Annotated in this window: 20 protein-coding genes and 2 tRNA genes; 13 read left to right on the forward strand and 9 right to left on the reverse strand. The window is 58.6% G+C overall.

What is annotated here, in order from left to right; genetic code table 11:
- Positions 1 to 86 precede the first annotated feature (86 nt).
- The 5 genes from MD273_RS05845 (at position 87) to MD273_RS05865 (ending at position 7,889) form a co-directional block, all read left to right on the forward strand.
- A complete protein-coding gene (locus tag MD273_RS05845; protein WP_239036818.1) occupies positions 87 to 3,218 on the forward strand; it encodes a DEAD/DEAH box helicase in 3,132 nt (1,043 codons plus the stop codon).
- Positions 3,215 to 4,897, forward strand: coding sequence for a class I SAM-dependent methyltransferase (locus MD273_RS05850; protein ID WP_239036819.1), 1,683 nt, complete (start codon positions 3,215 to 3,217; stop codon positions 4,895 to 4,897). The genes MD273_RS05845 and MD273_RS05850 overlap by 4 nt, the downstream gene beginning before the upstream one ends.
- A 112-nt stretch (positions 4,898 to 5,009) precedes the next feature.
- Positions 5,010 to 5,819 (forward strand): SDR family oxidoreductase, encoded by an 810-nt coding sequence (locus MD273_RS05855; protein ID WP_239036820.1) that lies wholly within the window; start codon positions 5,010 to 5,012, stop codon positions 5,817 to 5,819.
- A gap of 87 nt (positions 5,820 to 5,906) precedes the next feature.
- On the forward strand, positions 5,907 to 6,944 hold the full coding sequence (gene selD / locus MD273_RS05860) for a selenide, water dikinase SelD (RefSeq protein ID WP_239036821.1): 1,038 nt from the start codon (positions 5,907 to 5,909) through the stop codon (positions 6,942 to 6,944).
- Between the two features lie 30 nt (positions 6,945 to 6,974).
- Positions 6,975 to 7,889 (forward strand): AEC family transporter, encoded by a 915-nt coding sequence (locus tag MD273_RS05865; protein ID WP_239036822.1) that lies wholly within the window; start codon positions 6,975 to 6,977, stop codon positions 7,887 to 7,889.
- Here MD273_RS05865 and MD273_RS05870 read toward each other — a convergent pair.
- Complete coding sequence (locus MD273_RS05870; protein WP_239036823.1) at positions 7,866 to 8,792, reverse strand: zinc ABC transporter substrate-binding protein; 927 nt, start codon at positions 8,790 to 8,792, stop codon at positions 7,866 to 7,868. The genes MD273_RS05865 and MD273_RS05870 overlap by 24 nt on opposite strands.
- A gap of 146 nt (positions 8,793 to 8,938) precedes the next feature.
- Between MD273_RS05870 and gltX the strand changes: the two genes are divergently transcribed.
- From gltX to MD273_RS05885, 3 genes are all read left to right on the forward strand, one after another.
- Positions 8,939 to 10,420, forward strand: coding sequence for a glutamate--tRNA ligase (gene gltX, locus MD273_RS05875; RefSeq protein WP_239036824.1), 1,482 nt, complete (start codon positions 8,939 to 8,941; stop codon positions 10,418 to 10,420).
- A 116-nt stretch (positions 10,421 to 10,536) separates the two neighbouring features.
- Positions 10,537 to 10,612: transfer RNA gene (locus tag MD273_RS05880), tRNA-Ala, on the forward strand.
- 7 nt (positions 10,613 to 10,619) lie between these two features.
- Positions 10,620 to 10,695 (forward strand) — tRNA-Glu (locus MD273_RS05885).
- 217 nt (positions 10,696 to 10,912) lie between these two features.
- Here MD273_RS05885 and MD273_RS05890 read toward each other — a convergent pair.
- Complete coding sequence (locus MD273_RS05890; RefSeq protein WP_239036825.1) at positions 10,913 to 11,764, reverse strand: 6-carboxytetrahydropterin synthase; 852 nt, start codon at positions 11,762 to 11,764, stop codon at positions 10,913 to 10,915.
- Positions 11,765 to 11,867: 103 nt separating this feature from the next.
- Between MD273_RS05890 and MD273_RS05895 the strand changes: the two genes are divergently transcribed.
- Positions 11,868 to 12,515: a nucleotidyltransferase family protein gene (locus MD273_RS05895; RefSeq protein ID WP_353050295.1), complete on the forward strand. Its 648-nt coding sequence runs from the start codon at positions 11,868 to 11,870 to the stop codon at positions 12,513 to 12,515.
- Here the strand turns inward: MD273_RS05895 and MD273_RS05900 are convergent.
- The 3 genes from MD273_RS05900 to MD273_RS05910 form a co-directional block, all read right to left on the reverse strand.
- Positions 12,475 to 13,569 (reverse strand): response regulator, encoded by a 1,095-nt coding sequence (locus MD273_RS05900; protein ID WP_239036827.1) that lies wholly within the window; start codon positions 13,567 to 13,569, stop codon positions 12,475 to 12,477. The genes MD273_RS05895 and MD273_RS05900 overlap by 41 nt on opposite strands.
- Positions 13,570 to 13,620: 51 nt before the next feature.
- A complete protein-coding gene (locus MD273_RS05905) occupies positions 13,621 to 14,937 on the reverse strand; it encodes an MORN repeat-containing protein (RefSeq protein ID WP_239036828.1) in 1,317 nt (438 codons plus the stop codon).
- Between the two features lie 113 nt (positions 14,938 to 15,050).
- Positions 15,051 to 15,512 carry a hypothetical protein gene (locus MD273_RS05910; RefSeq protein WP_239036829.1) on the reverse strand — a complete coding sequence of 154 codons (462 nt, stop codon included), beginning with the start codon at positions 15,510 to 15,512 and terminating at the stop codon, positions 15,051 to 15,053.
- Between the two features lie 99 nt (positions 15,513 to 15,611).
- Between MD273_RS05910 and MD273_RS05915 the strand changes: the two genes are divergently transcribed.
- Positions 15,612 to 18,536 carry an insulinase family protein gene (locus MD273_RS05915; protein WP_239036830.1) on the forward strand — a complete coding sequence of 975 codons (2,925 nt, stop codon included), beginning with the start codon at positions 15,612 to 15,614 and terminating at the stop codon, positions 18,534 to 18,536.
- Between the two features lie 197 nt (positions 18,537 to 18,733).
- Here MD273_RS05915 and ppsR read toward each other — a convergent pair whose 3' ends face one another.
- Entirely contained in the window at positions 18,734 to 19,549 is an 816-nt protein-coding gene (gene ppsR / locus MD273_RS05920) for a posphoenolpyruvate synthetase regulatory kinase/phosphorylase PpsR (RefSeq protein ID WP_239036831.1), read from the reverse strand.
- Positions 19,550 to 19,721: 172 nt separating this feature from the next.
- Here ppsR and ppsA point away from each other — a divergent pair, with 172 nt between their 5' ends.
- Positions 19,722 to 22,094, forward strand: a complete 2,373-nt coding sequence (gene ppsA, locus MD273_RS05925; RefSeq protein WP_239036832.1) for a phosphoenolpyruvate synthase — start codon at positions 19,722 to 19,724, stop codon at positions 22,092 to 22,094.
- A 31-nt stretch (positions 22,095 to 22,125) separates the two neighbouring features.
- Positions 22,126 to 22,605 carry a ribonuclease E activity regulator RraA gene (gene rraA, locus MD273_RS05930; protein WP_239036833.1) on the forward strand — a complete coding sequence of 160 codons (480 nt, stop codon included), beginning with the start codon at positions 22,126 to 22,128 and terminating at the stop codon, positions 22,603 to 22,605.
- 78 nt (positions 22,606 to 22,683) lie between these two features.
- On the opposite strand, the gene MD273_RS05935 is transcribed toward rraA, so the two are convergent.
- Together MD273_RS05935 and MD273_RS05940 are read right to left on the reverse strand one after the other, a co-directional pair.
- Positions 22,684 to 23,352: a TIGR04211 family SH3 domain-containing protein gene (locus tag MD273_RS05935; RefSeq protein WP_239036834.1), complete on the reverse strand. Its 669-nt coding sequence runs from the start codon at positions 23,350 to 23,352 to the stop codon at positions 22,684 to 22,686.
- Between the two features lie 121 nt (positions 23,353 to 23,473).
- Positions 23,474 to 23,773 carry a YciI family protein gene (locus tag MD273_RS05940; protein WP_239036835.1) on the reverse strand — a complete coding sequence of 100 codons (300 nt, stop codon included), beginning with the start codon at positions 23,771 to 23,773 and terminating at the stop codon, positions 23,474 to 23,476.
- A 30-nt stretch (positions 23,774 to 23,803) separates the two neighbouring features.
- Here MD273_RS05940 and MD273_RS05945 point away from each other — a divergent pair, with 30 nt between their 5' ends.
- The gene (locus tag MD273_RS05945) at positions 23,804 to 24,694 is read left to right on the forward strand and encodes a PHP domain-containing protein (RefSeq protein ID WP_239036836.1); all 891 of its coding nucleotides are present in this window, start codon (positions 23,804 to 23,806) and stop codon (positions 24,692 to 24,694) included.
- Here MD273_RS05945 and MD273_RS05950 read toward each other — a convergent pair.
- Entirely contained in the window at positions 24,679 to 25,221 is a 543-nt protein-coding gene (locus MD273_RS05950; RefSeq protein ID WP_239036837.1) for a YecA/YgfB family protein, read from the reverse strand. The two genes, MD273_RS05945 and MD273_RS05950, sit on opposite strands and share 16 nt — an antisense overlap.
- Between the last annotated feature and the right edge of the window lies 1 nt (position 25,222).

Below are 25,222 nucleotides of genomic sequence, written 5' to 3' on the forward strand. Positions count from 1 at the left end.
ACAACGCCAAAGCGTTTGTTGAAGCCGTTCTTGATATCGCCATCGATGAGGTCTGTGGTGAGTTGCATCAGCATGGAGCATAACTGATGCAGCAAACCGGAATTTACGAACAGCTAATCACAAAGCTCGTCGAGAGCCGCCTGGATCGGGAAAGGTTCTACGTTGGCGAACGCCGCCTCAGCAGCGCGGAAGCGTCGATTTGGTTGTCTCGTTTCCTGTCAAATATTCTTGAGTTCGCCATTGAGTCAGTGCCCTCGGGCGACGACCGGCTGCAAAAGCAGATCAAGTTCTCCAACCAACTGCTAATCTGGTTGAAAGGGCAGATCCAGGACGACGGATTTCTGGAAGAGAATCTTCTTGATAGCCAGGGAAAGATTCTGACCGCTCTGTATGAGCTGGATAACCCTGTTGCAGCTAACCTCAAGCAATACGTAGAAGATATTTACCCTCTCACGGGACTTACCCAGAGTGAGTTGTTCTCGGGAAGTAATGCCGGCCTGTCACTTGAGTCCGAATTGAAAAGAGAAATCCTTTCAGCGGACACGATTTACTGGCTGGTGTCGTTCATCAAGTGGGCCGGGATTCGTATTTTCAGGAAAGAGCTGGAAGCCTTTACCGCCAGTGGTCGCGAGCTGAAAATCATCACCACATCCTACATGGGCGCGACCGATGCGAGGGCGGTTGAGTATTTGGCCAGCTTGCCGAACACCGAAGTGAGGCTGAGCTACAACACCGAGCGCGAGAGGCTGCACGCCAAGAGCTATTTGTTCCTCAGAAATTCGGGCTTTCACACCGGCTATATCGGATCATCAAACCTCTCCCGCTCGGCGTTGACCAATGGCCTTGAGTGGAATCTGAAGATCACGTCTCAGGAAATTCCGCACATTATCAACAAGTCCCTCAGCACCTTTGAAACCTATTGGGCTTCAGACGAATTTGAGCAGTTTGATGGCCAGGCGGAAAGCGCTGAGAAACTCAAGCGTGCACTGAAGCAGCAGAAAGGATGGGATGATGCTGGCGCGGTGCATTTTTTTGATATTACGCCGTTTCCACATCAGAAGGACATTCTGGAGCAGCTTTCCGTAGAACGGGACGTGCACCGGCGTTATCAGAACCTCATCGTAGCAGCCACAGGTACCGGCAAGACGCTGATTTCGGCCTTCGATTTCCACCGATTTCTGAAAGCGAAACCCAACGCCAATTTCCTCTTCGTTGCCCATCGGGAGGAAATCTTGCGACAGGCCCGTGAAGCATACAGGGGCGTACTCAGAAACAGCGCTTTTGGCGAGCTATGGGTCGGAGGACAACTGCCTGATCACTACCGCCAGTTGTTCGTATCCATCCAGACGTTAAACAACCAGCTGGATCAGCTCAAACTGACGCCGGACTACTACGACTACATTGTGATCGATGAGGTGCACCATATCGCCGCATCAAGTTATCGATCAGTCCTCGAGCATTTCTCGCCTTCAATCCTGCTGGGGCTGACGGCAACACCGGAGCGGCACGATGGTGGCGATATTCTCGGCGACTTTGGTGGCGTCATTGCGGCAGAGCTTCGCTTGCCAGAAGCAATCAACCGTCGCCACCTTTGCCCATTCCAATACTTTGGAGTCGATGACGACACTGATCTTCGCACCATTCCGTGGAATCGTGGTCGTTACGATCCCGTTCAGCTAACCAACTTGTACACGCACAACCATGACCGAGTAAAAAAGATACTGCGCAGTTTGCGGGAAATCGTCACCGATATAGGCGCCATGAAGGCGCTGGCATTCTGTGTGAGCCGCGATCACGCGAATTTTATGGTTCAGCAGCTCCTGCTTCATGGTATCAAGGCTGATGTGCTGACCAGTGACAACAGCCATGAACGTCAGCAAAAGCAGCAAGCCATTCGGTCCGGGAAGATCAACGTGTTGTGTGTGGTCGATATCTTCAACGAAGGCATCGACATTCCGGAAGTGGATACTCTGCTGTTTCTCCGTCCCACGGAGAGCTTGACCATTTTCTTGCAGCAGCTTGGCCGCGGTCTTCGGTTGGCCGACGGCAAAGATTGTTGCACGGTACTGGATTTCGTCGGTAATTCCCGGCCAGAGTATGATTTTGCGAATAAATTCAGAGCGCTAGTGGGTAAGTCTGAACGTTCGATAAGCGACGAACTGAAACAAGGTTTCCCTCATGCGCCACTGGGTTGCCGGATTGAACTGACCAAGAAAACCCAGGAGATGGTGCTCACTAACATCCGGCAGGCCACTCTGACGCTGAAGCGTCTGGTTTCGCTGGTTCGCCAGTTTCCTCAGCATTCAACACAGCCGCTGACACTGAAGAACTTTCTAACTCAGCATCCACACATTGATCTCAATGAGCTGTATAAGCGAGGCAGTTGGTCTGAGCTGGTTAGTAGAGCCAAAGATGAAGAAGTTGATGATGAGTCGCGGTTCAAACTAGCGAAAAAGGGGATCTTCAATCGGATTTTGATTTGTGACGATCACAAATACCTACTTTTCCTTAAAAGGTTGTGCCAGGCGGGCTTTGTTTGGGATCAGGAAGATAGTCGTCGGGCGCTGATGTGTCATTACGATTTCTGGCAAAAAGCTGGATTTGAATTGGGGTTTCAGTCACTTTCCCAGAGCTTGGCCAAACTCAAGAAATTAGGGCTCGAGCAAGAGTTGTCTGATGTCCTCGATTGGAAGCTGGCGCAGACCAAGCACGAGCAGCCAGTTATGCCGGATTTGCAGCAAGTCCCGTTGCGCCTGCATGCGCGTTATTCTCGAGAGCAAATTCTGGTTGGATTTGGTGCAATGACATTCGATCACCAGCCCCCGTCAAGAGAGGGCGTTTTTGTGATTCAAGATCAGAATGTCGAGCTATTGTTTGTCACGTTAGACAAAAACGAAAAGCAGTTTTCACCGACCACCATGTATCACGACTACGCCATAAACGAGCAATTGTTTCATTGGCAGTCGCAAAACAGCTCCCGGCCCGACCGCGGGAAAGGAAAGGACTATCTTGAGCACGGCTTCAATAACAAGCGACTGTTCCTGTTTGTGAGGGAGCAAACCAAAGATGAATACGGCCGCACGATGGGCTTTGTGAATTACGGCGAGGTCGACTATGTGTCCCACACTGGTTCACAGCCTATGAGCATTACGTGGAAACTCCGTACACCTATGCCAAACTTTATGTGGCAACAGGCTGCAAAGTTAGCGGTAGCATGACTTACGCCCCATACCACAAAAACGCCCAAAAATTCTTCAACCAATACCAGTCCCTGACCTTCGAGCAGGTCCACGGTGACTGGTTTCCCCTGCTGGACAAGAAATCCGGTCTTGCTCTGGACGTAGGTGCCGGCAGCGGCCGCGATGCACTGGCCCTGGCGGAGCGAGGTTGGGATGTTGTGGCGGTGGAGCCGGCTTGCGAGTTGCGACGCCTGGGCGAGGCGGCAACAGCACACCGGAGTATCCAGTGGGTGGATGATTCCCTGCCGGACCTGAGTGAAATCCGCAAGCTCAGCTACCGGTTTGATCTCATTCTGGTGTCTGCCGTCTGGATGCACCTTCCGCCCAGTTCCCGCGAGCGGGCGTTCCGAATTCTGACGGAGCTGTTGGCGCCCTCCGGCATGTTGGTGATCACTCTGCGCCACGGGCCGGGGGATGGTGAGCGGAAGTTCTACGAAGTCACCAAAGCGGAGCTGGACAGTTTTGCCCGCCATCGTGCGGTTATGCCGGTACCGTTACCGGATATACACCGTGCCGATGAACTCAAACGGGCGGATGTGTGGTGGGAAACCGCCGTATATCGTCTGCCGGATGACGGCACCGGGGCGTTGCCCACGTTGCGACATATCATCATCAACGACAACAAATTCTCCACCTACAAGCTCGGGCTGCTGCGAACGCTGGTGCGTATGGCCGACAGTGCGCCGGGGCTGGTGCTGAACCGGTCGGATGACTGGGTGGAACTGCCGCTGGGGGCAGTGGGTCTGTTCTGGATCATGCTGTATCACCCGTTGGTCTTGAAGCATCACTTGCGGCAGGCGCCGGGTTCCCGTGGGCTGGGCTTTGCGGGGGATGATTTTTACGAGCTGGCCAAGTTGTCGCCGCTGGATTTCCGTGTGGGGCTTTCGCTGTCGGCGGAGGTTGCGCCGGTGGTTATGCGGGCTATCAAGCAGGCAGTGTCTAACATCCTAGATAATCCTGCAAAATACACTACTTGGCCAGGGACCAATCGGCAGATTTTCGAGGGCAGCAAAAGCCGACTGACCATTCGCAGCGAGACGGTACGGCTGGATAAAGAAACCCTGGCCCGTTTCGGGCGGTTCCGCGTACCGGCCATGCTCTGGGATACCTTCAGCCGTTATGCCTGCTGGGTAGAGCCGGCGATCGTGAATGAGTGGATCAACCTGATGGGCAGCTGGGAGGCCCGCTACTCGTCGGAGACTTATCACAAGGCGCTGCAGTGGGTAGAAGGGCGGCGCGATACCTCGGTGGTGCGTAAACTGGTGGAGCAACAGCTGTCGACCGGGCCAGTGGAGTGTGTGTGGACCGCCAGAGATCTTTCCCGGAGCCGCTACGACATTGACCACTGCTTTCCCTGGTCCCGCTGGAACAATAACGACCTGTGGAATCTGCTACCTGCTTCCCACACGGCCAATGCTGCGAAGTCCGAGAGGCTCCCGGCGGATTCCCTGTTGAAACAGGCACGGCCCAGGGTTATCGAGTGGTGGGAGCATGCCATTGTCGGAACAGAACGGGAGCAGCAATTTTACTCGGAGGCGGAAGCGGCGCTTCCGTTGCTGGGTGAGAGTCGTAGCCTCGACGGCGTATTCGAAGGTATGTTGCAGCAGCGTCTGCGGTTAAAAACCAACCTTCAGCTGGCTGAGTGGCTTGGTCTTTGAGCGCTGATTGGCTGCTCGGCCACTTCGCGCTCCGTCAATGAAGGCATAGGCTCTTCCGGGATGGCTGGCTAAGCTAAAGGGAACAATAACCAGAACGGAGATCGTCCCCCGCATGAGCCAGTCCCGCAAAATCGAATCATCCAGCTCTCCCAGACAGGTTTACATCACTGGCGGCGCCAGCGGCATCGGCCTCCAGCTTGCGCGGGATTATGCCCGATCCGGCTGCGCGGTTACTCTGTTTGATATTCAGCCAACTGACACTGCCGTTACCGAGCTTTCCGCCATCCCCGGCGCTGGCCCGGTCCGCGCCTTTGCCCTGGACGTCAGTGATCCCGCCTCGGTCCGGGAGGTGTTCTCCGGGGCTGCGGCGGAGCAGGGGCCGGACGTGGTTATCCATTGCGCCGGTATCTGCATTGCAGCGCCGTTTGATGAGATCGACGATGATGCCTACACCCGACTGATCAACATCAACCTGCTTGGGTCGCGGCATGTGGCAGTCGGGGTGTTGCCCCATCTGAACTCCGGTTCCCAGCTGGTGTTTGTGGCTTCCATGGCCGGACTCGTTGGCTGTTACGGGTATTCAGCGTACTGTGCTTCGAAGTATGCCGTGGTTGGTCTGGCGGAGGTATTGCGTATTGAGCTTGCGCCCCGGGGTATCGATGTGTCTCTGGTCTGTCCACCCGAGGTGGAAACGCCGATGGTGGTGGAGGAGCGCAAAAGCCGGCCAAAACAGACCGAATCGCTCAAGCTGATGGCGGGCACTTTGCCGGTGGAGCACGCGGTTGCGCAGATCCGCCGGGGGATTGATCAGCGCCGGTTCCTGATCATTCCCGGCAAGCGGGCCCGCAGCCTGTGGTTCACCAACAAGCTGCTGCCGGGCTTCCTGACCCGCCGCCTGGCGGATTTTCTGGTCAGTCAGTGAAGAGATGGATGCAAACCCGGCCGACGGGTAGACTTGCGCGTATTTCCTGAAGACTTTTATTTTCGTGCAAAAGAATAGGAAACTACCTTGGCTATCCGACTGACCGAATTCAGCCACGGCGCGGGCTGTGGCTGCAAGATTGCTCCCGATGTACTGGATCGCATCCTTCACACCGATGTTCCCGAGTTCAAGGACCCGCGCCTGCTGGTAGGTAACAGTAGCCGGGATGACGCCGCCGTGGCGGACGTGGGCCATGGGCTTGGCGTGATCAGCACCACCGATTTCTTCATGCCGGTGGTGGATGATCCGTTCGATTTCGGGCGGATTGCCGCCGCCAATGCCATCAGCGATGTCTACGCCATGGGCGGTAGGCCGGTGATGGCTATTGCCATTCTGGGTTGGCCGGTGAACGAACTGGCGCCGGAGATCGCCGCCCAGGTGATCGAGGGTGGCCGGGCGGTGTGTGCCGAGGCGGGCATTGCCCTGGCCGGTGGTCACAGCATCGATTCGCCCGAGCCGATCTTCGGGCTGGCGGTGACGGGCCAGGTGGCGGTGGATCGTATTATTCGTAATGACACGGCAAAAGCTGGCGACCTGCTGTATCTGACCAAGCCGCTGGGCGTCGGGATCCTCACCAGTGCATCCAAGAAAGGAAAGGTCAGTGCGGAGGATCTTGCGGTTGCGGTCAAGAACATGGCGACCCTGAACCGGGTCGGCGAAGCCTTCGCGCAAGTCGAGGGCGTCCATGCCATGACCGATGTAACCGGCTTCGGCCTGGCCGGACATCTGCTGGAAATCTGCCGGGGCAGTGGCCTTCGGGCTACCGTAAACCGCGGGGCAATTCCGGTATTGCCCAACCTGCAGCCCTATATCGACGCAGACTGCATTCCCGGTGGTACCCACCGCAACGCTGCCGCATTTGGCAAGGCTATCGATGGCATGACGGACGCCGACAAACTGGTGTTCTGCGACCCCCAAACCAGCGGTGGCCTGATGGTCTGTGTGGCCGAGAATAGCCGTGCGGCTTTCGAGGCTGCAGCTCGTGAGCAGGGGCTGGAGCTGGCCCCATTGGGCCGGCTGGACGCGGCCGGTTCGGCGGAGAGCCTGGTGGTGGTTGAGGACTGATGGCCGGATGCACGCAGTGGAGCGGTTGATATGCCAGTGATGGTGCAGGCCCTGGTGCCGGTGTTTGTGCTGATCATGCTCGGCCATCTTTTCCGGCGTTGGGATTTCCCCGGTGGCGAGTTCTGGCCCCAGGCGGAACGGTTTACCTACTACGTGCTGTTTCCGGCCATGCTGGTGTTCAAGCTGGGCCAGGCGAGGTTGCCCCCATCCGCCTACGGTGAGATTGCCCTGCTGATTTCCTGCATGTTACTGGCGATGACGCTGGCGCTGGTCTTGGCTCAGCTGATCTGGCGTTGGAGCGGCCCGGTTTTTTCCTCGGTGTACCAGGGGGCTATCCGGTTCAATTCCTACGTCGGCCTTGCGGCCGGTGGCATGCTGTTGGGCGATGACGGCCTCTCCCTGACCGCCATCGCGGTTGCGGTCATGGTGCCGCTGCTGAATCTGCTCTGCATTCTGATGTTTACCCTGGTGGCGGATCAGGACAAGGTTCGGTTCAGTCAGGTCCTGAAGGCCATCGTCACCAACCCGCTGATTGTCGGCTCGGTGATCGGGGTGGTGTGGAGTTATTTCCAGATCGGTTTTCACCCGCTGCTGGCGGGGATCCTGCAGCCATTAAGCAATCTCGCGTTGCCCATGGGCCTGATGACCGTCGGCGCCGGGCTGCAGCTGACTGCCTTGCGTGGGGCATCGATGCCGTTCCTGGTGTCCTCGGCGCTGAAGCTGCTGGCGTTTCCGCTGATGGCGGCAGGGCTCGCCTGGATGCTGGGCCTCGACGGCCTGATGGTTCAGGTGGCGGTGCTGCTGGCAACATTGCCCACTGCCACCTCTGCCTACATCCTGGCCCGGCAGCTGGGCGGGGACGCGCCACTGATGGCGGGCATCATCAGCGGCCAGACCCTGCTGGCCATGGCCTCCATTCCGTTAATGCTGAGTATCCTCTGGTAGGCATTTGAGTACGGCATCGGCAACGGATTGCTGGAAGTCGAGATAGCCGGTCCTGTTGGCGTCGATGTCCATTGCCAGAGGATCCCAGGTGCTGAAGGTCACGTTCAGGCCCTCGGTGATGGACCGCCACCACTGTCGGTTGAACTGGGGTTCGGTCAGCAGGCACGGGTGGCTGGCCTCGCGCAGCTTATTCTGTACCTCTGCGACATGCCGGGCTCCCGGGGAAAGCTCCGGATTGAGAGTCAGCACGCCAGCCAGATCCAGCTCATAATGCTCCGCGAAGCGGGTGAGGGCGTTGTGATAGGCAAAGACGTCGATCTCTCGAGCCGGCGCCAGCTGCTCGCGAATCGACGCTTCCCGCTCAGTCAGTGCGGCTTCAAACGCAGCCATATTCTGGTTGATCGCCTGCTGGTTAACGCCTCCCTGTATTACCAGTGCCTGTGCAATATCCCGGGCCATCTCCAGACCCCGCATCGGATCTACCCAGAGATGCGGGTCCTCGCCTTCGCCATGGTCATGGCCGTGATCGTGCTCCTGTTCTTCGTGATGTTCATCCCCGTCAATTTCCTCTCCGGAGAGCGCGATGGTGCGCCCCCGGAAATCGTCTGCCGATAGCAGACGGATCAGGAAGGATTCCATCTCCGGGCCCACCCAGAAGATCAGGTCCGCATTCTCCAGCGCGCGCCGCTGGGATGGACGCATGGTGTAGTTGTGAGGACTGGATCCCGGCGGTACCAGGGTCGTGACCTGGACGTCCTCGGTGGCTACGGCTCGAACCAGCAGTTCCACCGGTTTGATGGAGGTGACCACCTTCACCTCGGCGTTTGCGGGCGTGGCTGTGATAACAGTGGCGGTGAAGAGAGCAGGTGCGAGGGATCGACCCACACGGGACAAGAGTGACATTGTCGGGCTTCCTGAAGCTGTGCTGATTGAAATGTTATAATATAACAAATAGGCCCGGGCCGCCAATGGGATGATCATGCGAAATCGGTGGCGTGCCGGTATAATGCCGGCTTTATCAAATGGCCACCGACATTTCAGGAAGGTTTATGACTGTACGTACCCGAATTGCTCCATCCCCTACCGGAGATCCACACGTTGGTACCGCCTACGTGGCCCTGTTCAATCTGTGCTTTGCCCGTCAGCACGGTGGGCAGTTCATTCTGCGCATCGAAGACACGGACCAGGCGCGCAGTACTGCAGAATCCGAACGGGATATCCTGCAGGCACTGCGCTGGTTGGGGCTGAACTGGGATGAAGGCCCCGATGTGGGTGGTCCCCACGGCCCCTACCGCCAGTCCGAGCGCAAGCACATGTATGCCCAGTATGCCGAGGATCTGGTAACGGCCGGGCACGCCTTCTACTGCTTCCGCACACCGGAGGAGCTGGATGCGATCCGGGAGGAGCGCAAAGCGAAGGGGATGAACCCGGGCATCAAGGGTGACCTGGAGTTGTCTCAGGAGGAGGTGCAGCGCCGTCTCGACGCCGGGGAAAAATACGTTATCCGAATGAAAGTGCCGGATGAGGGTGTCTGTGAGATCGATGACATGCTGCGCGGCACCATCGAGATCGACTGGAGCCAGGTCGACTGCCAGATCCTGCTCAAGTCCGACGGCATGCCCACTTACCATCTCGCCAATGTGGTGGATGATTACCTGATGGGTATTACCCATGTACTTCGTGGTGAGGAATGGATCAACTCTGCACCCAAGCACAAGCTCCTTTACCAATACTTTGGCTGGGACATGCCGGTGCTGTGCCACCTGCCACTGCTGCGTAACCCGGACAAGAGCAAGCTGTCGAAGCGCAAGAACCCCACCAGCATCAATTTCTATGAGCGCATGGGTTTCCTGCCGGAGGCGGTGACCAACTACCTGGGCCGCATGGGCTGGTCCATGCCCGATGAGCGGGAAAAGTTCACCCTGGACGAGATGATCGAAAACTTCGATATCCAGCGGGTGTCCCTCGGTGGTCCGGTCTTTGACGTCGAGAAGCTGCGCTGGCTCAACGGTCACTGGCTCCGTGAAGAGCTGAACGAAGAACAGTTCATGGAACGCATGCGCCAGTGGTGGTTCAACGAGGATGCCCTAAAGGCTCTGGTGCCGCATGTGCAGGGCAGGGCGGAAGTATTCTCCGACGTGGTACCCATGTCCCAGTTCATGTTCTCGGGCATGCTCAACCTGACCCCGGAGGACTTCGCCCACAACAAACTGGAGGAGGCCCAGATCAAGCGAGTGCTCCAGTTCGCACTCTGGAAGCTGGAGGCCGAGCGGCACTGGAGCAAGGAAAACATCTTTGCCGACATCAAGGGCCTGGCCAAGGCAATGGAGCTGAAGATGGGCGATTTCATGTTCCCGATCTTTGTGGCGATTGCCGGTACCCCGAACTCCTGGTCTGTTATGGATTCCATGGCCCTGCTTGGACCGGACATGACCCGTTCACGGTTGCGCCATGCCCTCGAGGTTCTGGGCGGTTTCTCCAAGAAAGAAACCAAGAAAGTGGAGAAGGAATACGCCGCGCTGGGTGCGTAATAACCGGTTTGGCGAAGAAGTAATCGATCTGGACAGGGATGTTCAGAAAACTGAAAAAAAAGTGTTTTTAAGTGTTGACGCCCCCAGGGTGGATCCTTAATATACGCAGCCGTTGAGGGGCCATAGCTCAGCTGGGAGAGCGCAACACTGGCAGTGTTGAGGTCGGCGGTTCGATCCCGCCTGGCTCCACCAATTTCTAGTCCCCTTCGTCTAGTGGCCTAGGACTCCGCCCTTTCACGGCGGCAACAGGGGTTCGAACCCCCTAGGGGACGCCAATTTGGTTTCACGGTTTAGTCCACCGGGAAGCCAGCAAAAAAACCGCCTTCGGGCGGTTTTTTTGTGTCTGTGAGAAAGTGAAGATGGGGTCAGAAGAAAGCGTTCTTCTGACCCCTGAGTCTGATTCGGGCTCTGTTGTGAGAATGGGGTCAGATGAAAAAAGAGGGCCGGCGATTTCGACGGCCCTCTTTTTTCATCTGACCCCGACTTCGCCATTCAGCGCTCGGCAATGGCCCCTTTTCCGACCCCCTCATAGGCCTTCACCCGAATCGCATCCGTCGGAAACTCCACTTTCAGCTTGTCCGCCATATGCGCGGCGATCAGTTCGACGGTGGTATCGGTATCCAGCATGTACACCCGCTCCTCGGGCAGGGTGAGGGCGAATTCGCCCTGGTTGGCTTCGTACTCGAAGGTCACGTAGCGAACGCCGTCCTGGCCAACGTACCGGCGCACCACGTCTTCTTCGGAACCCACGTAAATATCGCGCCAAAGAGTTGCCCAGCGCCGCTCCAGGTCGTAGTCCCGGTGGCCGTTGCGGTCAATCCGGATCGGGGAGCGGTGGCCGTGGGCGATGCGCTGGCAGTTGCCCAGGTGTTTTTTCAGGCCATGGACGTAGTGGTAGTAGGCGCCCTCGATCACTTCTTCACGCAGGTTGATGGTCACCGAGGTGACGTTGGCGGGTAACACTTCCATCAGTTCGTGTTCCAGCAGACGGGCCACCGCGGAGGGCACTACGTGTTCGGCGGACAGCCACACCACGGCCTCATCGGGGGATCGATGGACAATCTGGCTGCCATCGGTGAGCTTCCAGGTGAACGTATCCGGCTCGTCCTCGTCCCATATCAGGCCCTGGTAACCTCGGGGGATGACCAGGCGATGGTCAACGCGCTCATCAATCACACGTTTGATGGTGCGTTTGACGTTGCTGAAGTCGAATACCATGCCCTGTTCGTCCAGCTCCCCGCCGAGCACGACGTCGGCAATCCAGCTCTCGCCCACCAGCCCGCGCGTGGCGTCCAGATAGGCGAAATCGATGACGGTAAGGTTGTCGACAAACAGGTGATTCATCGGGAGTCCGGAGGGTATGATTGAGTGATGGGCGGATTCTAGCAAAAATCGGCAGTTCCGGCAGTGTGCCGGTGCCTTCCTGCCATTGGATATCGCTATCGGGGTGCTTATCAGAACATTCAGCTGTCACCCGGAAGACCCGGGGTTCGCCGTTATTGTACTTGCTGCCGGGGCGTCAACCCGTCTCGGTCGCTCCAAAGCCTTGCTCACAATGCCATGCGGCAGAACTCTGCTGGATCAGGCGCTACAGCAGGCCAGGATGCTTGGCCGGGATATCCGCGTGGTCACCGGCGCGTGGTACCCCCTGATCCGTTTCCGGTGCCGTACCCAGCCCTCGGTCTGGCTCTCCTGTGAGGCGTGGGACCAGGGGTTGTCCGCATCGCTTGCAACGGGCGTTGAGAGTCTGGGACCGCAGGTGAAAGGAGCCTTTGTGCTGCTGGCAGATCAGCCATTGCTGGATGCAGAGGCGTTGCGGGCAATGGGGCAGGCGGCACGGCAGGTCCCCGACCAGCCGATAGCGGCAGATTACGGCGGCAGGGCCGGTGTCCCGGCTTATCTTCCGCGTTGGCTTTGGCCGGAAGTGCTGGCCCTGGAAGGAGATCGGGGCGCGGGCAGGCTGCTCACAGAGGTTGGTGCGACGCAGGTGCCGGTGGAAGGGGTCCATGACGATGTCGACACGCTCGCGGACTGGCGGCGTGTCCGCGCCAGGATCAGCCAAACAGCCCCGACAACCAGGCGATACCGACGCTAAAGATGCCCAGACTGACAGCCAGCCCAAGGGTATAAACCCGGGAATTGGCAGCGCGCTGCTGGGCAACGTAAAGATCAATGGTCCGTTGAGCGATGTCTTCCGAGGTTTCACGGGAGATTTCGTGGGCCTGCTGGATCGCCTCGGACTGCAGGGTTTGCCAGAACTCGGTATCGATGGTCTGCACGCTGGTGATGTGGTCCTTGAGCTCATCCATGTGCGCGCTGGTAAACCCGGAATTCCGCTTGAGTTCCCTTTTCAGGTCGGCCATCTCGCGAGCCATGTTCAGGTTGACCTCGGCGGCCACGTCATCCCGCAGGTGCCGGGTCCGCTGCTCGATCAGGTCCGAAAGATCGCCCAGTTTTTCATCGATGGCAGCTTCCTGTTTGCTTCGGGCTTCATCCAGCGCACGCTTCAGATGATCAAACTGTTCGTCAAAGAGGTCGCTGAGCAGCTCGTGAAGGCGGTTATTGATGTGGGTCTTTACCGCCGAACGTGCGATCTGTTCGATCAGTTCGCTGGTGAGGGGGACAACATTGGCTGAACCATGGCCGTTTACACCCGGTTCAGGCTCGGATTTGGGAGATAGCCGGACAGCCGCCTCTTCAGGAATTTCCAGAATTTCATCGTCCCTCTGCCGGGGTGGTTCCCTGAATACCGGCTCCGGCAGGTTGCCGTTGCTGACATCGCTGGCCAGCTGGTCCAGAACCTCGCCCAGCCCGTCGGTCTGGGGAGGTTTGGTGAGGATGTTGTAGACCCCGAAGTTTTTCGCTTCCTCGGTAAAGGAGGGTGATTTTCTCGAGGTGCACATGATGATCGGAATATCGGCGGTGTCCGGGTTACCCTTGATGGCGCGGGTCGCCTCCACGCCGTTCATGCCGGGCATCAGGTGATCCATGAAAATCACATCCGGACGCTCACGGCTGTTCAGGAATTCCAGAGCTTCCTCGGCCGAACTGGCCATATTGACCTGCATATCCCGGCTTTCCAGGAGTTTGCTCAGGGCAAACCGGGCTACCTTGGAATCATCTACCAGCAGAGCGTTCTTGATTGACATGGTCCTTACCTCAACCTGTTACTGCGAGTGCGTGGGTTTTCGGGCCGGAGCTCACCAGCCTTCCAGTTGGGGGCATTGGGTGGCCCGATAACTCTTCTCCCGATAGCACACGCCGGGTTCCGTGGTGCGGGCGGTGAATACCTCGCCGGCCGCCGTGGTCAGACGAACCTGTCCATAGGGTTCGCCATGCCGGAAGGTGGCCTCGATCGAGCTGCCGTTGGGGTTACGCAGCAGTCCCTTACCGTGGAACGTTCCTTCCATGTATTGCCCTTCGTATTTCTTGCCGTCGGCAAAGATCTCGGCGCCCGATCCGTGGAATGCACCGTTGGAAAACTCACCCTCGTAGGCCCGGCCGTCCGGATAGGTGAGGGCGCCGGTGCCATGGAACTCGTTGTCCCGGAAACCACCGACATACAGCATACCGTCGGCGGTGGTCAGGGAACCATGACCGTTCAGCCGTCCCCCGGCCCAGACGCCGGTGAGGATGTCTCCATTCGCTCGGGTCAAGGTTCCCTTGCCTTCGAATCGGTCAGCGACGAACTGGCCGGTGTATTCGGCGCCCGCCGGGTCCCGCCAGAGGCCTTCGCCCTGACGTTGTCCCTCAATCCAGTCGCCTTCGTACCGGCTGCCGTCTGGGTACCAGGCCGTCCCCTTGCCGTGGAACTTGCCGTTGACGAAGTGTCCCTCGTAGCGCATGCCGTCTTTGTCCTGATAGGTGCCATCGCCGGTCTTGACGCCGCCAATCCAGGTGCCGTTGCGGTAGTTGACGGTGGTGTAGGCCTCCAGCTTGCCGACCAGGGTTCGCTCCTCGCCGGCGCCGAGGGCAATGCTGCTTTCCCATGGCTGATAGCCGGGTTTACTGATGGTGACAGCATATTTGCCGGGCTCGAGCTCCAGATCGAGTCGGGTAGCCCCGTACTCCTTGCCGTTTATGGTAACCCGGTCATCTACGACGTTGGAGCGGAGCACCAGCAATCCGGTGGTAGGCTCGGATTGTGGTTCAGGTTCAGGCTTGGAAGCATTAGCTGGAGCCGTCCCGCTACCCCGGGCCGGCTGGAGAGCCCCGGCCGGCTCGGCCATGGCGGTTACCGTGGCATCTTCAGGCATGGGAGGTATGGTAAAGGGTTCTGCCACGGCGGCACGTGTCGGTGCTTCCTCCGGAGGTGCCGGCTGTGGTCGTTGTTCCGGCTCCGGGGGCGCCGCTGGGGCCGGGGTTGCGGTGACCGCGGTGTTGTCAGTTTCGGAAGGCGAGGATGAGTGTGGCAGGTCCGGCAGGTCGTGAGTGCTTCGAACAGAGGCAAAGCCTGCGGTCACCAGGAGCATGAGCGCCAGTGCATTAATGAACAGCAGTGGTCTGAAATCGACCATGGAGGAACCTCTTGATCCTGTCTTACCGAATCCTGATTACCTCCTGATCTTAACCACTGACTGCAACCTTATGTAACAGAAAGTGTCTGAACTTATCCAGAATGCCGGTCAAATCACACTTTGTCCGGAAGCTGGTCATGGTTGAGCTGCTCCCATGATCTCATGTAGACATCGGCTTCGTATTCGTAGGGCGATCTGAATGGAGTCAGGACAAAGTCGAAGACCAGGAAAAAGAAGCCGATTGAGGCCCAGGCGATCAGCACTGAACTGACGGTGGTCGCCTGTACTTCCGGATTGGAATTGACAAAATCCTGTAGCAGGGGAATCAGGTCGGCGGCCATGGCCACCGGGTTGAAGCTGGACAATACAAAGGGAACCCAGAAGGCAATCATGATGGGGAAGAAGCCGAAGGACCAGAGCAGGCGCCGCAGCAGATAGATGCCGACCTCCCGCCAGAACTTCTGACGGATCTCGGGCACCTTGCGGATGCGCTTGATGTAGCGGCGCCGTTCCGCCCAGTAGGCGGCTACTTCCGGGGCCTCGAGGTTTGCGGTTTCTTCGGCAGGCTTGGTCATGGCTTGCGGGACTACCTTATCGCTTCTGGACTGTGCATGATAATCGATACTACGTGTTACCCTACAAGTCTCCATTTGTTTAAAGACAGGATAGATTGAATGGCTGCAGTGATCGAGAACGCAACCCATCCGGCCTTTGAGAAGCTACGCAGTCACCGGATCGATACCCTCAACCTGGAAGTTGAAGAGTATCGTCACAAGAAGACCGGTGCCCGCCACCTCCATTTGGCGGCAGATAATGACGAGAACGTGTTCTTCGTTGCCTTGCGGACCTTCCCGATGGATTCCACCGGCGTGGCCCATATCCTGGAACATACTGCCTTGTGCGGCAGCGAGAAGTACCCGGTCCGGGATCCGTTTTTCATGATGATCCGCCGGTCACTCAACACTTTCATGAACGCATTTACCAGCAGTGACTGGACCGCGTATCCGTTTGCCAGCATGAACCGCAAGGACTTCGACAACCTCCTGTCGGTGTACCTGGATTCGGTGTTCTTCTCCAAGCTGGACCCGCTGGATTTCGCCCAGGAAGGGCACCGGCTGGAATTCGACAAGCCGGACGACCCCGGCACCGATCTGGTCTATCGCGGAGTGGTCTATAACGAAATGAAGGGCGCCATGAGCGCGCCGACGTCACAGCTGTGGCAGAACCTCAGCAGCCACCTGTTCCCGACCACCACGTACCATTACAACAGTGGCGGTGAGCCGGATCACATCGTTGATCTGGGCTACGACGACCTGGTGAACTTCTATCGTCATCACTATCACCCCAGTAACGCGATTTTCGCCACCTACGGCAATATTCCGGCCCATGAGCATCACGAGCGTTTCGAGGAGCTGGCGCTCAAGCGGTTCGACAAGCTCGAGATCGAGCTTCCGGTACGTGACGAGAAGCGGATGTTCAGTCCGGTCCGGGTGGAGCAGGCCTATGCCGTCAACGAGGGCGAGGGTACCGGGAACAAGACCCATATCGTGATGGGCTGGCTGCTCGGTCACAGTTTTGACCTGTTGGAGAACATGGAAGGGCAGCTGCTGTCTGCCGTGCTTCTGGAGAACAGTGCCTCCCCGCTGATGCGGGCGCTGGAAACCACGGATCTCGGCCATGCACCGTCGCCCATGTGCGGCCTGGAGGATTCCAACCGGGAGATGACCTTCGTCTGTGGTATCGAGGGCAGTGAGCCGGACAAGCACAAGGAACTTGAGGCGCTGATCGAGAACACCCTGCAGAAAGTGGTTGAAGAGGGGGTCAGCGAGGAGCGCCTGGGAGCCATCCTGCACCAGCTTGAATTGCACCAGCGCGAGATCGCGGGTGACCAGTTTCCCTATGGCCTGCAACTGATCATGAGTGCCATTGCTCCCATGGTCCACGGCGGCGATCCGGTAGAACTGCTGGATCTGGAGCCGGTGCTGGCAACCCTGCGGGAGAAGATCAAGGATCCGGAATACGTACCGGGACTGATCCGCCGGAAATTACTGGAGAATCCGCACCGGGTCACGCTGACACTGCGTCCGGACGAGAAACTGGAGTCCCGGCGTCAACAGTCGATTCGCGAGGCACTGGCCCGGCGTAAGGCCAGTCTGACGGAGGAAGAGAAGCAGCAGATTGTGGATCGCGCCCGGGCGCTGGAAGAGCGCCAGATGCGTAAGGACGACGATTCCATTCTGCCCAAGGTCGACCTGTCAGACGTGCCCCTGCAGATGCCCGAGCCGGAGAGCCGCTATGACGGGGATATTTCCGCTACGGTCTATGCCCGGGGCACCAACGGTCTGGTTTATGAACAGGTGGTGGTGCCGGTTCCCACCCTGACCGAGGAAGATCTCCTGTTCCTGCCTTACTACACCACACTGATCTCGGAAGTCGGGTGTGGCGAACTGGATTACCTGCAGATGCAGGACCGGATCTCCGCTGAATCCGGTGGCATCGGCGCGTCGTTTACTGCCAAGGGCAAGATTGATGACGTACAGGATGTCTCCGGCTACCTGATTTTCAGTGGCAAGGCGTTGGCTCGTAATCGCGGCAATCTCACGCAGTTGCTACACGACGTGTACACCGGGGCCCGGTTTGACGAGAAAGACCGTATCCGGGAAATCATTGCCCAGATCCGGGCCCGTAGGGTTCAGGCTGTAACCGGCAGTGGCCACGCCCTGGCCATGGGTGCCGCGTCCCAGGGGTTGAGTGCGGGCGCCTGGCTGGCTTACCGGCTTGGTGGCCTGGCGGGCATCCGGGGGACCAAGCAACTGGATGAGGCACTGAACGATCCGGCGGAACTGGATGCTTTCTGTGGGCGACTGGCCGCCTTGCATGAAAAAATCCGCAATCAGCAGCGTCAGTTCCTGGTCATCGGGGAAGGCGACCAGTTGCCCGCGATGGTGGATGACCTCAAATCCTGCTGGCAAGGCGAGCCTGCTGGCAGCGCCGAGACCTGGCGTATGGAGCCGGTGGAGTACACCACCCGCGAAGCGTGGCTGACCTCCACACAGGTCAACTTCTGTGCCAAGGCCTATCGGACCGTACCCGTGGACCATCCCGATGCCGCGGCGCTGACCGTACTGGGCGGGTTCCTGCGTAATGGCTACCTGCACCGTGCCATCCGGGAAAAGGGCGGCGCCTACGGTGGTGGCGCCGGTCAGGACAGCGTCAATGGCGTGTTCCGGTTCTTCTCCTACCGGGATCCCCGTCTGGGCGATACCCTGAATGACTTCGACAAGGCGCTGGACTGGTTGCAGGAAACCGATCACGAGTATCAGGAGCTGGAGGAGTCCATCCTCGGCGTTATCGGCCAGCTCGACCGCCCGCGGTCGCCGGCGGGTGCCGCGCGGCATGCGTTCCACAACAAGCTGTTCGGACGGTCCTCAGAGCAACGCGCCCGGTTCCGCGAGCGGGTTCTGGCTGTGACCATGGATGATCTCAAGCGGGTGGCAAGCACCTGGCTGGTGCCGGAGAAGGCCAGCACGGCGGTGGTGACCAGCTCTGATAACCGGGAGATGGTGACTGAGCTGGGGCTGGACATTCAGGAGTTGTAAAAATGGGGTCAGAAGAAAGCCTTCTTCTGACCCCGGCTTTGGACGCGATCTCGGAGTTGCGCCGCTAAAACGGGGTCAGATGAAAGCTTTCATCTGACCCCAACTTTACTTCGCGTCCGAACTCCGGATTGGCGGCCTAAAACGGGGTCAGATGAAGGCTTTCATCTGACCCCGCCTTCACCTCAGCCCCTGTCTCATCACCGATGGCGCTTCAGCCCGGTGGTCACCATGATTCTCGTCGAAATCTCTTCCACCGAATACGCCGTGGTATTCAGGTAGGGAATCCGCTCCCGCCGGTACATCAGTTCAATCTCTTCGATTTCGTGCATGCACTGCTGGATGGACGAGTAGCGTGAATTGGGCCGCCGTTCATTACGGATGGTGGCCAGGCGCTCCGGTTCAATGGTCAGGCCGAACAGTTTCTCCCGATGTGGGCGCAGGGCTTTGGGCATGCGCTGGTCTGCCAGGTCTTCCTCGGTAATCGGGTAGTTCGCCGCTTTCACGCCATACTGCAGTGCCAGATAGAGACAAGTGGGCGTTTTGCCACTGCGGGAGGCGCCGATGAGGATCAGGTCCGCTTCATCGTAATGGCGGGTCCGGGCGCCATCGTCGTTGTCCAGTGCAAAGTTGACCGCATTGATCCGGCGCTCGTAACTGCCTTCGTTGTTTATGGAGTGACTCTTGCCTACGGTGTAAGAGGAGGAGGCATTCAGTTCCTGTTCCAGTGGATTCAGGAAGGTGCCGAAGATGTCGATCATGAAGCCGTCGGCGCGGGAGATGATGTCCCGGATGTCGCTGTCGACAATGGTGTCGAACACCAATGGCCGCTCGCCATCGGTTTCGGAGGCCTTGTTTATACGGGTTACCATGGCCCGGGCTTTGTCCTCGTCATCGATGTAGGGAACGGTTACCCGTTCGAAGTCGATTTTCTCGAATTGGGCCAAAAGAGCGTGGCCGAGGGCTTCGGCGGTCAGGCCGGTGCCATCGGAAATAAAGAAGGCAGTACGTCTCATGATGTAATGTCCGGTTCCAAATCTGGCTGGGAGTGCCCTAGGTAATTTCCGCAGGTTACAGTATCATACACGCCAAGTTCGAGACTCCGCAGTGGATATTGCCTGCATTTGCCGCTGAATATCGCTGGCCCGGTTTTGCTCTTTGCTTCACAGACTCTAAGGGAGACGCGCTTTGGAAGATTACATCATCTGGTTTGATCACCTCGGAATGTCTGATGTCGACCGGGTAGGCGGAAAGAACGCCTCCCTGGGCGAAATGATCAGTAATCTGGCCAACGCAGGTGTCACCGTTCCCGGCGGCTTTGCCACGACGGCTCACGCGTACCGTGAGTTCCTGGCGACCGACGGTCTCAAGGACAAGATCGATGATGCCCTTGAGAAGCTGGACGTTAACGATGTAAACGAACTGGCTCGCGTCGGCGCCCAGATTCGCCAGTGGGTTATCGATACCGACTTGCCTGACGTCCTTGAGAAGCCTCTGGAGGAGGCCTATGCCAAGCTTCAGGATGGCAACGAGCACATGGCGGTTGCCGTGCGGTCCTCGGCCACTGCAGAAGATTTGCCGGACGCCTCGTTCGCCGGCCAGCAGGAAACCTTCCTGAACGTGGTTGGCCTGGAGCAGGTGCGCCGCGCGGTCAAGGAGGTATTTGCCTCCCTGTTCAATGACCGGGCCATTTCCTACCGCGTACACCACGGTTTTGATCACAAGTTGGTGGCCCTGTCCGCCGGTATCCAGAAAATGGTGCGCAGTGAGACGGCTGCCAGTGGGGTCATGTTCACCCTGGATACCGAGTCCGGTTTCCGAGACGTCGTCTTTATTACTTCCTCCTATGGCCTGGGTGAAACCGTGGTCCAGGGAGCGGTGAACCCGGACGAATTCTACGTTCATAAGCCGACGCTGGAAGCCGGCCGTCCATCGGTACTGCGTCGCAACCTCGGCAGCAAGGCCATCAAGATGGTCTACCATTCCAGCCCGGGTGAAGGTGAGTATGTTGAAACCGTCAAGGTGGATCATGAGGATCGTAACCGGTTCTCCATCTCCGATGCCGAGGTGGAAGAACTGGCCAAGCAGGCCATGATCATCGAGAAGCACTACGACCGTCCGATGGACATCGAGTGGGCGAAAGATGGCGATGACGGCCGGATCTACATCGTCCAGGCGCGCCCGGAGACCGTGAAGAGTCGCGCGGCCGCCAACGTGATGGAGCGGTACCTGCTGAAAGAAACCGGCAAGGTGCTGGTGGAAGGTCGCAGTATCGGTCACAAGATCGGTAGTGGTCCGGTGAAAATTATCACCAGCATCAACGAGATGGATCGTGTGCAGGCGGGTGACGTTCTGGTAACCGACATGACCGACCCGGACTGGGAGCCGGTCATGAAGCGTGCCTCCGCCATCGTCACAGATCGTGGTGGCCGGACCTGTCACGCAGCGATCATCGCCCGGGAACTGGGTATTCCGGCCGTGGTGGGCTGCGGTGATGCCACCGAGGTCCTCAGAGACGGCCAGGAAGTGACGGTCTCCTGCGCCGAGGGTGACACCGGCATGATTTACGAGGGCGCACTGGATTTCGAGCTGCGCGAGAATACCGTGGATTCCATGCCCAACATCCCGTTCAAGATCATGATGAACGTGGGCAACCCGGACCGGGCCTTCGATTTCCAGGCCCTGCCCAACGAAGGCGTTGGCCTGGCCCGCCTGGAGTTCATCATCAACCGGATGATCGGCGTCCACCCGAAGGCACTGCTGAACTTTGAGGGTCTGCCCCGGGATATCAAGCAGACCGTAGAGAAGCGCATTTCCGGCTACTCGTCACCGGTCGATTTCTACGTGGACAAGCTGGTTGAGGGCATCTCCACCCTGGCGGCGGCGTTTGCGCCGAAGAAAGTGATCGTTCGGCTGTCTGACTTCAAGTCCAACGAGTATGCCAACCTGATCGGCGGTACCCTGTACGAGCCGGACGAAGAAAACCCGATGCTGGGTTTCCGGGGTGCTTCCCGCTACATCTCCGATACCTTCCGGGACTGCTTCGAGCTCGAGTGTCGCGCCCTGAAGAAAGTACGCAATGAGATGGGCCTGACCAACGTCGAAGTGATGGTGCCGTTTGTGCGGACCGTCGGCGAAGCGGAGCAGGTGGTCAATCTGTTGGCAGAAAATGGCCTGAAGCGTGGCGACAATGGCCTGCGGGTGATCATGATGTGCGAGCTCCCGGCCAACGCCCTGCTGGCGGACCAGTTCCTTGAGCACTTTGACGGCTTCTCCATTGGTTCCAACGATCTCACCCAGCTGACCCTGGGCCTGGACCGCGACTCTGGCATCATTGCCCACCTGTTTGATGAGCGGAACGACGCGGTCAAGGCGTTGTTGTCCAACGCCATCCAGGCCTGCAAGAAGGCCGGCAAGTACATCGGTATCTGCGGCCAGGGGCCGTCGGACCACCCGGATCTGGCCAAATGGCTGATGGACCAGGGCATTGATTCCGTGTCCCTCAACCCGGATTCGGTTCTGGATACCTGGTTCTTCCTGGCCGACGAAAAGATCGACTGATTTCATTATCCGGATAAAGGAGAGTGACAACATGGCAGAGATCATTACCCCGGATCTGTGTGACGAGTTCCCGGAAGTCCAGGTGGTCGAGCCCGGCTTCAACAACTACGGCGGCGTGAAGAACTTTGGCGGTGAGATTGTTACCGTCAAGTGCTTCGAGGACAACTCCGTGGTCAAGGAGCAGGTGGGGCAGCCGGGACATGGCCGCGTCATGGTGGTTGATGGCGGTGCCTCAAAGCGTAACGCGCTGCTGGGCGATATGCTGGCAGAGAAGGCTGCCAGTAATGGCTGGGCCGGCCTGATCATCTATGGCTGCATCCGTGATGTGGACGAGATCGGTCAGACCAACCTGGGTGTTCAGGCGCTGGGAACCGTGCCCCGGAAAACCGAGAAGCGCGGTATCGGTGACCTGAACATTCCTGTCACCTTCCACGGCGTGACGTTCCACCCGGGGCATTACGTGTATGCCGACAACAACGGCATCATCGTCTCCGAGAAGCCGCTGGTCTGATCCGGCGGTGAGGAACGAAGAAGGGCGGCCCGCGGGCCGCCCTTTTTTTGTCCGGAGGTATTGGCCTGAGAGAAAAGGTCAGGCCCAGTTGTCGGTCTTGCGGGTCGGCTTGAGCATGGGAATGATCAGTGCCAGCAGGACACCCCCGAAGACAAGTCCGGCTCCAAGCAGCATGAAATCGGACTCTTTGCTTGCCTCCAGCCGCTCATTTTCGGCGGTCAGAACTTCCAGGTCGTTACGGAGCTTCTGGTTTTCTGCGTTCAATTCCCGATTGCGGCGCTCCAGGTTGATGGAGTCGGCGGCAATGCTCTTGATTCGCTGCAGCTCTTCCTGCAACTCCTGCGAACGGCTGGACAGGTTGGATTCGGCACTTTCCAGGGCATTGCGTTGCTCTGTGACCCGGGAGAGCTGCTCCTTGGTCTTGGCGAGTTCGGTTTTGGTCTGCTCAAGTTCCCGGTTGGCGGCCTGCAGGCGGTCTGCCGCGATGGGGGCATTGCTCAGGTACTGGCTCGCCACCCACCCCTCGGTTCCCTTGGGAGTGCGGACCCGGGTGTAATTGTCGCCGGCTTCCAGTACTTCCAGGGGGGTGCCGCTGGGCAGGGCATTTTCAATGATTCTGTACTGGGTCCCCGCGCCTGAGCGGACCGGCAGGTAAAGTTTGTCATCAACCCAGACGGTTCTGGCCTGGGCCGCTGCGATAGATGATACGATGAACAACAGACTGATGATCAGGCGAAAAGGCGTCACGGAATACATTCCCAGAATTGAATAGTGAAAAACACCAGAGATTAAAGACGCAATTTTGTCACAGATGACCTGCTGTTCAAGCAGGCCACCATTACAATAAACTCATGCGCAGCCTGGCGACTCAGGGCAGCACGGCCTTGAAGGGCTTGACCGTCACTTTCTGGTACACGCCGGCCTCGATGTAGGGGTCGGTATCCGCCCAGGCCTGAGCCGCCTCAAGTGAGTCAAATTCGGCAACGACAAGACTCCCCGTAAACCCCGCTTCTCCGGGCTCGGGCGTGTCAATGGCCGGGTTTGGCCCGGCAACAAGCAAACGCCCCTCCGCTTTCAACGCCTGCAGGCGCTCAAGGTGGGCCGGGCGCGCAGACTGTCGAAGGGCGAGGCTGTTTTCGATATCTTCACTGATAATGGCGTAATACATGAAGCTCTCTCAACCGGTTAAGGATTTTTTGTGACTATACCCCAACCCCTGCATTTGTGCATTGATCTGCATTGCCACAGCACGGCTTCTGATGGTGCCCTGGCGCCTTCCGATGTTGTTGCTCGTGCTGCAGAAAAGGGGGTGACGCACCTGGCCCTGACCGATCACGACACCCTGAATGGTCTGGCCGAAGCGGCACGGGCAGCGGAACACGCGGGGATTACGCTGGTCTCCGGCATTGAACTGTCCTGCCTTTGGAAAGGCCGGACGATTCATGTCGTCGGTCTGGACTTTGACCGGGAAGACCCTCTGTTCACCGACCGGGTCCGGCAGCAAACGGACAACCGGCGGGCGAGGGCGGCCATGATTGCCGAGCGGCTGGATCGTTTACGGGTGCCGGACCTGCTGGAACGGGCGACAGGGAAGGCCGGTGGGGATGTGCCGGGGCGGCCGCACTTTGCCGAAGTGCTGATGGAGGCAGGGGTTGTCCGTAATGTTGCCCAGGCATTCAAGCGGCATCTGGGGGCCGGAAAGGCCGGCGACGTGCGCGCCTACTGGCCGGAGCTGCCGGAGGTGGTGCGATGGATCACCGAAGCCGGTGGCATTGCGGTGCTGGCGCATCCGCGCAAATACAGGTTGACCGCTACCAAGCTGCGGGAGCTGACAGCCGAGTTTCGAAAAGCCGGGGGGAAGGGTATAGAGGTATCCACATCCGGTCAGTCCAGTGGCGATCTCGGTTTTCTGGCCGAGCTGTGCCGGCGAAACGGAATGTGGGCCTCCCAGGGCAGCGATTTCCACTTTCCCGGCGCCCCGTGGTGTGAGTTGGGGAATATCATGAAAATGCCAGACGGGCTGGAGCCGGTCTGGCATCATTTCAGTGAACCTGCAGGTGTTGCAGCCCCGGGTCAGTCCGGGGCGTGAAACAGCAGGTAAAGATCGGTCAGCGAGTCGGGGATGGCGTCGGCCATCTGACGCGACAGCTTGTCACTGTTGCGGACCTTCTGGAAGTCTTCGTCGTCAAACAGACCGGATAACGTCAGCATGGGAACCATGAGATCTGCGGTTTCCTCCTCGCTGGCGGCCTCCAGCCACTCTTCCTCGTGTTCCAGGAACGTGTCCACGAATCCCGCGCACCAGTTCTCCAGGGCGTTCATCGGGTCGCCATCTTCCGGCTCTGGCAGTTCCAGGGCCTGGCCCATATCAAGAGCGTGGGCCATGTCCTTTGCCAGCTGCGCAACGCTGCGGCGGAAAACCTCAGGGATCTCTCCGCCGGGCACCTGATCGGTGCCGGTTGCGAGGCGGAAGATTTCTTCCGCACTCAGCTCCACCGGGCCGACGACGCTGGCGCAAACCACGCCGTGGAGGCCGAAAAAATCCAGGGCCTCATCGCCCCAGGGCTCCGCAAACAGGATGTCTTCCAGCGCTTCTATGTCGGAATTGGATAGCATT

This window comes from Marinobacter sp. C7, assembly GCF_022343555.1.
In the GTDB taxonomy this organism is placed as follows: Bacteria; Pseudomonadota; Gammaproteobacteria; order Pseudomonadales; family Oleiphilaceae; genus Marinobacter.

Excerpts from the sequence above, each read along its gene's own strand:
- MD273_RS05850 (WP_239036819.1), top strand. The coding sequence starts at position 3,215 with ATGACTTACGCCCCATACCACAAAAACGCCCAAAAATTCTTCAACCAA.
- MD273_RS05900 (WP_239036827.1), bottom strand. The coding sequence starts at position 13,569 with ATGTCAATCAAGAACGCTCTGCTGGTAGATGATTCCAAGGTAGCCCGG.
- rraA (WP_239036833.1), top strand. The coding sequence starts at position 22,126 with ATGGCAGAGATCATTACCCCGGATCTGTGTGACGAGTTCCCGGAAGTC.
- MD273_RS05845 (WP_239036818.1), top strand. The coding sequence starts at position 87 with ATGCAGCAAACCGGAATTTACGAACAGCTAATCACAAAGCTCGTCGAG.
- gltX (WP_239036824.1), top strand. The coding sequence starts at position 8,939 with ATGACTGTACGTACCCGAATTGCTCCATCCCCTACCGGAGATCCACAC.
- MD273_RS05870 (WP_239036823.1), bottom strand. The coding sequence starts at position 8,792 with ATGTCACTCTTGTCCCGTGTGGGTCGATCCCTCGCACCTGCTCTCTTC.
- MD273_RS05890 (WP_239036825.1), bottom strand. The coding sequence starts at position 11,764 with ATGAATCACCTGTTTGTCGACAACCTTACCGTCATCGATTTCGCCTAT.
- MD273_RS05940 (WP_239036835.1), bottom strand. The coding sequence starts at position 23,773 with ATGTATTACGCCATTATCAGTGAAGATATCGAAAACAGCCTCGCCCTT.
- ppsR (WP_239036831.1), bottom strand. The coding sequence starts at position 19,549 with ATGAGACGTACTGCCTTCTTTATTTCCGATGGCACCGGCCTGACCGCC.
- MD273_RS05905 (WP_239036828.1), bottom strand. The coding sequence starts at position 14,937 with ATGGTCGATTTCAGACCACTGCTGTTCATTAATGCACTGGCGCTCATG.
- MD273_RS05865 (WP_239036822.1), top strand. The coding sequence starts at position 6,975 with ATGCCAGTGATGGTGCAGGCCCTGGTGCCGGTGTTTGTGCTGATCATG.
- MD273_RS05910 (WP_239036829.1), bottom strand. The coding sequence starts at position 15,512 with ATGACCAAGCCTGCCGAAGAAACCGCAAACCTCGAGGCCCCGGAAGTA.
- MD273_RS05950 (WP_239036837.1), bottom strand. The coding sequence starts at position 25,221 with ATGCTATCCAATTCCGACATAGAAGCGCTGGAAGACATCCTGTTTGCG.
- MD273_RS05855 (WP_239036820.1), top strand. The coding sequence starts at position 5,010 with ATGAGCCAGTCCCGCAAAATCGAATCATCCAGCTCTCCCAGACAGGTT.
- MD273_RS05915 (WP_239036830.1), top strand. The coding sequence starts at position 15,612 with ATGGCTGCAGTGATCGAGAACGCAACCCATCCGGCCTTTGAGAAGCTA.